Origin of the sequence: Rahnella sp. AN3-3W3, from assembly GCF_003263545.1 — a bacterium.
Classification (GTDB): domain Bacteria; phylum Pseudomonadota; class Gammaproteobacteria; order Enterobacterales; family Enterobacteriaceae; genus Rahnella; species Rahnella variigena.
In genome coordinates this window covers 1-9,495 of sequence record NZ_JYDG01000034.1, presented here as the reverse complement: position 1 = coordinate 9,495, position 9,495 = coordinate 1, and the positions used below count along the sequence as shown (strand labels likewise).

Genomic DNA, 9,495 nt, shown 5'->3' with positions numbered 1-9,495 from the left:
CGGCGAGCCCACGACCTTGACCTTAAGAGCTTGCCCTCAAAACCACGGCACGGTCGCTACCGCACTCAACCCGTATGCTCCAAACACCCCTTCAACAGGTTCTGTTAACAACGCCCCACGCCGGATAAACAATCTGAATGCTTCACCGGTCGAGAGACTTTTCACGTGAATAAATGGCAGTGAAGTGATTTGCGATTTGCTGTCGGGGATACGCTCAAGGGCTTCCTCTTCGCTTAACCGGCCTCTTTTCACAGACCGGCAGCGCAGTCTTTCTGCGCTGCTTTTCACCTGCACACGGCTAAAGCAGCAATGTTGTGCATCCGCCGGGACATCGCGGATTTCGCTGATAGCCACATGGTCATTCAGCCCCTTCATCCATAAGGTCTTGCCGAAGACTGTCAGCATCGCGGCCGTACCGTGCAAGCGGATGATGTCGCCCGGTTTCTGCCCGTAATGCGGAAAACTGATGCCAATTTTACCCGCAGCATGTTGCCCCAGTGCGCGATGCAATTTGGCAAACAGCGCCGCCATCAGCAGATCGCTGCCAAATTCCGGATCGGGCAGAACGCGGATTTCCTGATAACTCTCCATGCTCGCCCCTTACTCGCCTTTCTCGCCGAAGACGCCGCCACGGATCAGCGTCGCCATCACGTAATGCTGTTGCTCTGTGTCTGGCTTTTTATCTTTCGTCACCCAGTTATCCAGCAGGGTGTAAAAATCCATTTTTTGCTTCGGCTGGCGATAGGCTTTGCCTTTGCTGGTTACAGAGCCATAAGGTTCGACGGCAATCGGGCCGAGTTCAAGTTCTGCCGCATCGGGATACCAGTCATCGATTGTGCGCAGCGCATTGCCGATTTTCTGTGAATGCAGCGCCGCAATGCCGCCCGCCTGATAGAGGATTTTGCTTTTCTTGCTTTCACGGCTTGAGTCTAAAACCAGTTCCTGTGAAGGGAATACTTCCTGACCTTCCCCTAAACGGACGAAAGCCTCGACGGTCAGCAACACAGATTCTTTGCCACTCAGCCCCTGATCAATCACTGCGGCCAGTTCAGCCAGACTGCCGGTGGGCTGACTGAACTGGCGCAGATTGTATCCGTCCGCCTCAAATTCCCAGCGCTGATTATTGTGCGTGACATGAACGGCAATGCCTTCCGCGCCGATACGGTTGCGCCAGAGAAAACGCCCGTTCGCCAGGTTTTCCGCATAACGGGCGGCCAGCGTGCCAAAGCCCTGTTCAGTGCGATAACCGTCAATCACGGCGGTCAGCGCAGCCTGATAATCCTGATCGTTACACACCGACGGCGACGACAGATTGCCCAGCACGCGCAGGGTAAAGCGCAGCTTCAGAGTATCTGCATCGAACGGCAGCGCCGCGACATCAACACGTTGCAGGTTAGGTTTCTGGATTTCAGCATCCAGTTTGGTGGGATCAGTGGACGCGGCATTTTTCATGCGGTTGGAAATGGTGCCACGCACGGCTTTTTCCTGAATTTCGATCGGTTGCCATTTTCCGGCGTCGTTTAAATCCTTCCAGTTACCGGCAAACATCTGCGCATCTGAGTTTGCCAGTTTGCGTTCAAAGGCGAGGACTGATGCGGTTTTTACGGTGGTTTTGGTCATTGTGCTTTCCTTGTTTCAATGATTAAAAATCGGAGTGATCTTGTTCAGTTAAGTCGGCTTCCTGCAGCGGTTTAGCGTGACTGCAGATGTAGTGTTCAGTGCTGGCGGGGTAATGCCAGATAAGCTGATGAATATCGGTGACACGGTGCGGACTGCGCCATTCGCCGACTCCATAAACAGCTTCGACAAAGCGGAACGGCGTTGAGGGATCACGGGTTTTTGCCACGTCACCGGGAGCATATAGCGGCGAAATCGGGGTGAACCCCACCATCAGCGGCACCAGATAACCTTTCGCGGGTTTCGGCTGGTATTGCCATTGCACAGAGTCATCCTCCTGCTGTTCGGCACGGTAAGTCATCGTTGCGAAATCCAGCCACGCGTCGATCATTTCCGCCTGCGGATCCTGCGCCAGGCATTCGGTAAAGTGCTGCGCCAGCAGTTCTGAGCGGTCAACCAGCGCGAAACCCGGCAATGCGCGATACATTTCACGACGGGTGATGTTTTGTAATTCATCGCCATTCTGCGGCAGCGTCATTACCCGTACCGGTTTCATGGATGTCACCGTACCGCCCGCCAGCCGCTGAGCAACACACAACGTGTGCAGATGTTGTTCCAGTTCCCTGGCTCCTGTGTCGCCATACGCAATGCTCCCTTCACACTCAACAAACAGCGTAACGGTCATGTGCATCCGCCCTTCTTCATTGAAAGGCGCGGTTTTCGCCTCTCTGGTCAGCGGAATTCGCGTCAGCGCAAAGTAATGGTCACCCCGTTCGCTGGCCTGATAGGCCTGAACCTGATGCTTATGACACACCACGCCGCAGCCGGTGAATCGCAGACCGTGGCTTTGCTGAACCTGCCGCGAAAGCGCATGGGTAAATCCCAGAAAATGCGTGATCGCCGGAAAACCGTAGGTCAGACCAGAAATCGCATTGGCGTTTTCGACCTGAATATGAGGCAGAACAATCAGATAACTCATTGCCAGTTCTCCTGCTGAGCGGCATCAAATTCCCGCAGACGCCTGCGCATTAGCACCGACCATTCGCGGAATTCAACGGCACCAACATTGAGCTTTTCGTCCTGCTTCAGACGGGTATTCAGCCAGTGGGCAAAATCCTCCGCAATCTCACTGATCCACTCGCCGCCTTCACGCCGGAGTTTAAAATCAGGGTCGGTGCGCTGACGTAACGGATCGAGCCAGAGCTGGTGCGCCGCTTTCAGAACGCAGTCTTCCTGCTGGCTCCAGCCCTGAAGAACTGTCAGTGACTGAATCTCAGCGGCATAGCTGAAGATCATGCCGATCAGTTCATCCACGTATTCGGCGCGCTGCTGGCGGATTTCCATTGTGTTATCGCGTTCATACACCGTGTGCAGATAACGACGCAGATCAGAGACGACACGGGTGACTTTAGGGGAAACCGCCGTCAGAAAGGTTTTATGTGAGGCAGGTGGCTTAAGGGATTGCTGCCACTGCGGCGGCGCGCAGCGCAGAAGATGATTTTTGCCGCCCCGCGCACTGTTCAGGCAGGAGATATTTTGCGGCTTGGTGCCCCCCATATTTTGCACCGCGAGATCAGGAAAATACTGGACAGCTTCGGAATGACAGTGCCCTTCACGTCGCGCTTTGCGGGCAGCCACCGAGGCTTCGCTGTAACGTGCATGGCTGATGCGCTGATACAAATCATGCGCCAGTGAAGAAGAATAAAGCGGACTAAGCAGATGGTATTCGCCCGCGCCAGAAACGGGAAAATAAAGCTGTTTAGCGAGCTGGTGCGTCGAGAGCGTTTTATCCGACAACGCCTGCATAAACCCGCTGACCCATTGCTCTGCCTGCATATCATTTTCCGCTAATGCCGCCAGCGCTGAAAAGTCACCGCGTTTGAGGCTGGCAAGCAGAGAATCACCTTCGTGTTCCGTTTGCAGCAATTTCGCGAAATCCAGCGCGGCGGAATTCCCGACGGCATCCACCGCGGGTGAAGGTAACGTTGCCGTTGTCAGATAAGCCGTTTCATCATTTCTCACTGTGCTGTAAACGCTGCTGCCTTTAGCATCGCCATGAAAGTATTTCACTGCGTGTGTTACCAGACTTATTTGCCCCGCGCGCGCGGCGGCATCGGTCAGCCAGGTACGGACGTTATATTTCTTTTCCAGCTCGCGACTTTGTTCAAAAAGCTGTTGTTCAAGCCCGGCTTTCTCTTCCGCGCTGGCTACAGAGAGTTGTTTTTCAGCGGCCTTATTGAAGGTTTCCAGTTTGAGCTGGTAGCGGTCGTGAATGTAACCGGTAATAAACTGACTTAATCCATGTGTTTCCATGTTCTCTCCTTGATTAATCGAGTGCACCAAACACCCCTAACGCTTCATTCCAGTGCCATCGTTTGTTTTCGTCGTCGGCTAAACAGATTTCTCCAAACGTTTTACTGACGCGGTCAAGTTCCCAGCCGAAACTGTCTGCCAGTTCCTGATAGAGGGTTTCGCAGTTCATCTCCATCCACGGACTGACACCTTCGGCATATTCCTGATCAATGGCCTTAAATCCGCTGCTATCCTTCCAGCCTTCAGTTCCCTCATCCGGTTGCCGAAAACGCGGCTCGTCGCCCTCTTCCTCCAGCCACAGATAATATTGCTGATCGGGTGTTGAGTGGCGGAAGGGGGTTCGCTGTTGTAATTCGCCGCACCAGTCGGCGTGATCACGCCACCAGCGGGCGGCATAGTTGTCGCCGCAGGGCTTTCTCCCGAGTAACTCCGGCCATAATCGTCCGTGTTCCATATCGGTCATGCTCAGCAGAGGATCGGCTGTTTCCCGCTCTTGTATACGCGGAATGGCGCTGAGAGTTTCGTATTCTTCCGGTCGCAGTAAGTCATGCAGATCGTGGCTCGAAAACGCATTGCCGCCGCTTTCAAAACCCGGTTTGCAGTAGGCAGGCGTCTTCTTTCTCAGTGCCTTAACGTTTTTATGCAGGATATGAATATTGGGTGTTTGCGGGACTGACTGGCGATGGCGCTGAACACGTCCGGCGAGCTGGATAAGCGAACGCATGGAACTGGGCTCAGCAATGGCCCAGTCGTAATCATGGTCTCTTCCGATTTCCGCAACAGAAGTCGCGAGCACGACAAAAATATGCTGCTTTTCCGGATGCACGGCCAACGCCTTACGCACTTCTTTCACCTGCCAGACAGCGTCTTCGTCATGGCGGGTCAGCATCACATCAAGACGGTTTTCGATATGAGCCCGCATCGCCAGCGGATACTGGCTGTGATAGACGCAATAATGCAGTTGTATATTTGCCGGAGACGGCGTTGTCATCAGACGTTTTGCCACCGCGACCAGCGGATCGATATTAGCAATACGGACAATACCGACGGTCAGCTTTTTGCCTTTGTGATGCGCATTGTGCAGCTCAAGTAAGGACTGATGAACGCGCGTGGACACCGCATTGACTACATCATTCTCACTGGCGCTTTCCGGTGACACCGTGACCAGCGATGCCTGACGCAGCGGACTGGCCTGTTGCAATAACGGCACCCGTTTTGCCACAAATTCGCGGTGCTGTTGCCCGTAAGATTTGCCGGTCATATGCTGACCTTCCGCGACATTAAATTCATCAAACCACGCGCAGCACACGTTCACCGGCAAACCGGGCTGGCCGCAGGCTTGCTGATACGCTTTCCGCCCTGCGACATACGCACTGAATAATGCCTGCACCAGCGCCGGTGCCAGCGTCGCGGATGAAAGCAACACCCGTGAACCCAGCATTCCCGCCCAGTTCACTAACCGGCACAATGCAGGCAAATCAGCCATATCAAAATCGTCGGGTTCGTCGAGAACCAGATCAGAAGTCAGCAGCCTGAGCATCGGGGCAATCTGATAACCGCCGCGCAGGCTTTCACAGGCAGGCATAAGATGGTCGATCGTCGTCACCAGTACTGGCGCGCTGATGAGTTTCAGGAGAGCGTCTTTACCTTTGAGCCACTGTCCTAACCTGCCGGTATCAACCGAACCGTCGTAACGCACATACTGATGTTCTGCAAAGAGTTCATCCGCAGACTGGCTGCCGGTATTCTTTATGTCGGCGGTATCGTGATGAAGCTGATGCAACTGCTTTACCGCCTGCGAGCCGATCAGCACTGCCAGATCTTCTTTATCGAGATGCAGTTTCTCACCCAGTGCGTCACCGGTCTGTAGAGTCAGCGTCCGCAGACCAAGCGCGACAGAGAAACGACAACCACGTTTTTCATCCGCCAGCCCGTACATGATCCGCGCATTCGCCAGCGTTTTCCCGCAACCGGTCGAGGCCATATTGACGCCGAAAAATCCCTGCTGGCGGGCGTTTTCCCGCAGTCCGCAGGTTAAGTCGAATGCTTTATCCTGCCAGCGAAACGTCTCCTGCTGAGCGCGTTTTTTAAATCCTTTATGCCGTATGATGGCCGGTAATGTATCCCGCAGATACGGCAGACTGCGCGCCAGCAACCATGCGTTCTGGCTAACGCCAATATTGTGCTCATCAAGATGTTGTCTGGTGCCGGTGTTGGCAATGGGCGAAAACGCCGGATCCTGCCAGCCCGCTGTCGCATCCAGCGAAGAATACAAATGGTCAGCCAGCATCAGCACCAGCCGTGCGAGATGGCGGGTAAAACGGTGTTCAGGTGCGATATGAGGCGAAGTAAACAGCGGCAGTTGCAGCGCGCGTGCGGCAAATTTGTGCGCTTTGCTGCGCCATATCGCGCTTTGCATCGGCGTACCGTGCGGGAACTGCCAGACAGCGCGTTGTTCTTTTGCTGTCCACGGCGCATCCATATTGGTGGAGTTCCAGCACGGCGCAAATTGCTTATCCTGCCATTGCTGAATATCGGAAAGTTGCGGCGGATTGATGTAGTTATCGTTTCGATGCGGATACACCGGCAGGCGGTGATGCGAAACAATCAGCCAGGCCACCAGACGCGCGACCGGCGGCAGACTTTCCAGCGGGCTGTTATAACTGTGGCTGGCATTATTGCGGGCCAGGTTTTGTATCATGGCGTATTCGTCTTCAGCGCTGACATGCTGCAAACGGGTCAGCCATTGTTCATCGGTCTGCTGGCCGACATACGCCTGAAATAAACGAACAGACACCCATTCGTGCCTGAACGGTTCAAAGCCTTTCCCCTTCCCGCTGAGTTTATTCTGGAACAACTGACTGGCTTTGCCAAAATCATGAAAAAGCCCGGCGATAGCGGCCAGTAATCCGATAGTCTGCATACTGTGAAAAGCATTTTCGCTGCCGGACTTTACTATATCCCGCTGCGTCGTATTAGTGGCTACCGAGCCTTTATCATTAAACTTACGAATATTTCCGACAACCCAAAGTATTTCCGTCTGATTATTTGATTTTATCCACTGACAGGCCACCGCCGTATTTCTGCGCGCCGTTCTCTTGAGTATTCGCCTTAATGTATTCAGCCCTTCCATGGTTATCGCCGTTTGCCACGTCCGCTCGCCCTTGCGCTCAGCAAACTGATCGATGATCCGCCGCGTTTCGGTCAGCGCTTTTTTATTACATTCGGATACCAGTAATATATTCATGGTTGCTGGCTTATTTCATGTGCAACGTTCTGCACCGTTTCAATCATAATGTCGAGCGCATCCGCACGCTGGAAATTGCTCAGACAACGCTGACGAAATTCCTGCTCATCTTCGCCGTTCATGGCAGCAATAACAGCCTGTGGCAGGATCAGTGCATCTTTAATTAAGTCGGCGACATCAAATACCAGGCCGCCGCGCCGTGTTTTGCCATGCATGACCGCCAGACCGTGCGGCAGGCCAATAACCCAGACCGCCGTCGCAGCCAGCCCGTACGCCAGATAGTTGCCGTGATCGAGATAACGATTAGCGACGTCAACACCGCCGCCGCGTTTTGCCCGCGTAAAGTCGCCGTAGCGCGCTGCCGTCGCGGCCAGCTTATATAAAGCTTTTGTCAGCACGGCTTCCTGCGCCATCAGTGCGTCCGTGTTCTGGCACTGCGACAGGCTTTGCTCAAACCGTTGCAACAGGGATTCTGTACGGGCGGTATCCAGCTGGAAAGCGTCTTCACGTGCCAGCGTTGGGCTTAACCAGTGTTTACGAATTTGCTCACTGCGCACTTTCTGAAACGCCACTGCGGCTGCCAGTCGTTTCTGTTCATCGAACCAAAAACTGACCCATTGCTGAAGATATTCCGTCGGACGGTATTCACTCTGAGACGTCAGCCAGGAGACATTCACTTCAACTTCATTCGCCGAATAAAGTGGCGTTCCGCCGCCGCCACAGAACCCGACCAGCACACCCGCACGGGCAAACTCACGCATCGCCGCCTGCGTTACCGACGTTCCGGTTCCCAGCATCACGACAGTGGTATTGGCGATGGGGATATTCCAGTACAGCGACTGTTTCCCTTCTTCCGTGACATATTCAACCCGCCCACCATTAACCAGCACACGGCAATATTGCAGGTAATAAATATTCGAACGTTTGGAGTGGAGGATCGTTTTTAGCTCAGCAGGCATCAATGCGTTAGTCATTTTGAATTCCCTTCAATTTTAATAACGGGATTAAAATAAACCTATTTACGAAAACATCAACGCATTAATATATTCATATTTTGTATGTTCTTAAAGGTGATACTTTCAATCAACATCCCGGGCAATGTATTAGTGAATTAATTAACTTGTTCGATCAAATGCATCTATGACGAGAGAATGAGGATTTTTCTGCCTGTTCGGCAGTTAACTGAATAACAGTCAGACTTCCGACCTTCTCGTTTTTCTAAGCTGCCTGTACGGCAGTGAACCAAATAAAAATGGGGCTAAATGACTAATGCCATTCTAAGCTGCCCGACCCGTCCTGAATGGCGTTGACACATCTAACTCATGCATTGGGGAAAACGTGATGACTTTCTCCAGTCGATAAAATTTTGTTGGTTATTCAAATCCATGTTTGATAATTTTCTTTGAATAAAAGCATTAATGCTAGGTTTTCTATCCCTTGTTTCTAGTATCTGTGCACAATATATTCGATATGAATATCCAGTAAAACCTAACTCGAAACGAATGACACGGCGGCGGGTGTCGCCAATAACGAGACTGGCTCCGGCCCCGCCACCAGACCCTCCCAGCAAACTCATACTTGGTATATCCCTGATTGGAAGTTCCCACTCAAAGCCGTTACGTGCGATCCAATGTTTTACATCACGTTCATGAGCATTTTTAAGCGCAGCAGGAAACCCCTTCGTATCCCTTGCAAATGCGTAGCGATACTCTTCCCACCAGGTTTTAAATGTTTGCGATTTTGGGTTTGCTTTGTATAAATCTTTATTATTTGGATTAGTTCCTACGTGGATCCATTTGTCTGCATTAGTATCTAACTTGTACCAATCTACTGTTTCAATCCATTGTAAATCTGGACAATCAATACCTTCGCCAGAAAATGGTCCCATAGAGCGTGACTGGACTTTCAACTTAGCGACCAGATCGAAGTTGTGTCCTATTTTTCCTGAATCTCGTATTGACTTAATGTTGCGTAATTCAAGTTTGTCTACTGTCATTATTGCTTTCATATATCTCCATTATTGAATGCCAGGTGTTTACTCCTGGTGTGTGAGCAGTTGGACAAGTCCGGGGTCACAGCCCGGTTGCATCAGTCTGGTTATAGATAATTTGCGACAGATTCTGTTGCTAAATCAGTCTCTTCGTTAAATGATCCCTCTGAGGTCACGCAAGTGGCTTTGCCTATGCCCGTACTCCCGTAAATTCAAAAGTTTAATGAGATTTTCCCTGTATTTCTAAGCTGCCTGTACGGCAGTGAACTTTGCTGGTCAGGTTTACACGCCGTGCCGCATTTTCTAAGCTGCCTGTTCGGCAGTGAAC

The 9,495-nt window shown here is 52.2% G+C and carries 7 protein-coding genes; all 7 read right to left on the bottom strand.

Annotation, left to right across the window (positions count from 1 at the left end; all coding sequences use genetic code 11):
• Nucleotides 1-36: 36 nt before the first annotated feature.
• On the bottom strand, nt 37-591 hold the full coding sequence (gene cas6f / locus UC15_RS11225; RefSeq protein ID WP_112288528.1) for a type I-F CRISPR-associated endoribonuclease Cas6/Csy4: 555 nt from the start codon (nt 589-591) through the stop codon (nt 37-39).
• Between the two features lie 9 nt (nt 592-600).
• Nucleotides 601-1,620, bottom strand: a complete 1,020-nt coding sequence (gene csy3 / locus UC15_RS11220) for a type I-F CRISPR-associated protein Csy3 (protein WP_112288527.1) — start codon at nt 1,618-1,620, stop codon at nt 601-603.
• Nucleotides 1,621-1,642: 22 nt separating this feature from the next.
• Complete coding sequence (gene csy2, locus UC15_RS11215; RefSeq protein ID WP_112288526.1) at nt 1,643-2,596, bottom strand: type I-F CRISPR-associated protein Csy2; 954 nt, start codon at nt 2,594-2,596, stop codon at nt 1,643-1,645.
• The gene (gene csy1 / locus UC15_RS11210) at nt 2,593-3,930 is read right to left on the bottom strand and encodes a type I-F CRISPR-associated protein Csy1 (RefSeq protein ID WP_112288525.1); all 1,338 of its coding nucleotides are present in this window, start codon (nt 3,928-3,930) and stop codon (nt 2,593-2,595) included. The genes csy2 and csy1 overlap by 4 nt, the downstream gene beginning before the upstream one ends.
• A 13-nt stretch (nt 3,931-3,943) precedes the next feature.
• Nucleotides 3,944-7,177 carry a type I-F CRISPR-associated helicase Cas3f gene (cas3f, locus tag UC15_RS11205; RefSeq protein ID WP_112288524.1) on the bottom strand — a complete coding sequence of 1,078 codons (3,234 nt, stop codon included), beginning with the start codon at nt 7,175-7,177 and terminating at the stop codon, nt 3,944-3,946.
• A complete protein-coding gene (gene cas1f / locus UC15_RS11200) occupies nt 7,174-8,151 on the bottom strand; it encodes a type I-F CRISPR-associated endonuclease Cas1f (RefSeq protein ID WP_112288523.1) in 978 nt (325 codons plus the stop codon). Before cas1f ends, cas3f begins: the two co-directional genes overlap by 4 nt.
• 341 nt (nt 8,152-8,492) lie before the next feature.
• The gene (locus tag UC15_RS11195; RefSeq protein WP_112288522.1) at nt 8,493-9,185 is read right to left on the bottom strand and encodes a hypothetical protein; all 693 of its coding nucleotides are present in this window, start codon (nt 9,183-9,185) and stop codon (nt 8,493-8,495) included.
• Nucleotides 9,186-9,495: the final 310 nt, after the last annotated feature.